Source organism: Actinomadura sp. RB99 (assembly GCF_014706005.1).
Taxonomy (GTDB): Bacteria; Actinomycetota; Actinomycetes; order Streptosporangiales; family Streptosporangiaceae; genus Spirillospora.
In genome coordinates, this window is the sequence record NZ_JABMCA010000216.1 from 1 (window position 1) to 561 (window position 561).

Here is a 561-nt window from a genome sequence, read left to right on the forward strand (position 1 = left end):
GCCAAAGTAGGCGATAAGGTAAGGGTTCTTAAAGAAACCAGTGGTAGTTATGGGAAGCAGTATTATGATCGTAAAAGCAAAAATGGCTTTCATACTATTACAAAAATAGAATGCTATGGGCATGTGACATTTGACAACGGAGAGGCTGAAATGTTCAGACCGACAGTTGAAGTAATTAACGAATAACATGAATGTAATGAACGGAGAACATATAATACCGCCAATTACTGACCCATTGGGGCAGAGTTGGCAACAACCTAACAGAAGGTTTATCGAATTAGATGATACCCATGCTCTTATGAGTGAGCAGACTTTTAAAGGTCTGAAAGAGTATTCCACTACAATACCCTCCGGAATATATGACGGTAAAATGTGGAAAGGGTTTGCGAATGGTGAATGGTATCTTGTATGGTTTGCTCCTGATGAGAACCCAGACAAAGCCCGTATAGAGAAAAGAAAAATATTAATAGCGTAAAACAATTAAAAAATGAAGATAAGAATATGCGTTATACACCCGTTCTCCATCCAATTTAAATTGTAGTTGATAAAAGACTTCGTTTG

2 protein-coding genes are annotated in these 561 nt (G+C 37.4%); both read left to right on the forward strand.

Annotated elements, in window-relative coordinates:
* On the forward strand, positions 1–186 hold a 186-nt coding region (locus tag amrb99_RS50470), incomplete at its 5' end, for a hypothetical protein (protein ID WP_206700442.1).
* A gap of 10 nt (positions 187–196) precedes the next feature.
* Positions 197–475, forward strand: coding sequence for a hypothetical protein (locus tag amrb99_RS49640; protein WP_148335748.1), 279 nt, complete (start codon positions 197–199; stop codon positions 473–475).
* Positions 476–561: the final 86 nt, after the last annotated feature.

Excerpts from the sequence above, each read along its gene's own strand:
- amrb99_RS49640 (WP_148335748.1), top strand. The coding sequence starts at position 197 with ATGAACGGAGAACATATAATACCGCCAATTACTGACCCATTGGGGCAG.